The following is a 663-nucleotide window of genomic DNA, read 5'->3' as shown; positions in this document are numbered from 1 at the left end:
TCTATGAAGCGGCCCATGCAGGCGTTTCTTTAAAGGTCCTTGATAAAACAGAGAATGTAGAGGGAAATGAAACCGTTGAAATTGATGAGGAGACCGGTTCTATCGCATTTGGCAGTCACTATCAAAAAGAGGAAGCAATAGATTTAGAAAAAAAGGTAGTGATTGAAAATCATGAACAAGAAGAAAAAGAATTTAAGGTTGAAGTAGAGTTTTCACCAGCAAAAGCTAGTATTCAAGATGCAGAGAAAAATGGTGTAGAGATCAATATACCTGATTCTATTTCCGTATCTTCAGGACAAGAGAAGGAAGTTCAACCAGCTATCCATGTTCCAAAGGATGCTGAACCTGGACATTATGAAGGCTATATTCATTTTGTGAATTCACAAAATAATGAGGAAAGCTATCAAATTCCATTTTCCATCCGTTACACAGATCGAGGTATTGATTATGCTGATCTAGATAGACCAGCAGTCGCTACGGATGTATCAAAATTTCATCCATTCTTAAATCCATTTGTAAATGCGGTATTTAAATTGAAGAGTCCGATGAAAACGATCGATATAATCGTAAAAGATGGAAAAACAGGTGAACCTGTAGGCTTTATCGGTTCTATTTTGGAAGCCCATAACATTGAACCAGATGTAGAAAAGTGGTTACTATGGG

At 37.0% G+C, this 663-nt stretch carries 1 pseudogene; it reads left to right on the top strand.

The features are described 5' to 3' along the window. Positions 1-663 (top strand): annotated as a pseudogene (locus HP456_RS24660) (S8 family serine peptidase); the annotation flags it as partial.

The sequence above is a fragment of the Bacillus haikouensis genome, assembly GCF_013179555.1.
Classification (GTDB): domain Bacteria; phylum Bacillota; class Bacilli; order Bacillales; family Bacillaceae_B; genus Rossellomorea; species Rossellomorea haikouensis_A.
The sequence above is the reverse complement of the archived record's forward strand: the minus strand, read 5'-3'. Positions and strand labels throughout refer to the sequence as shown.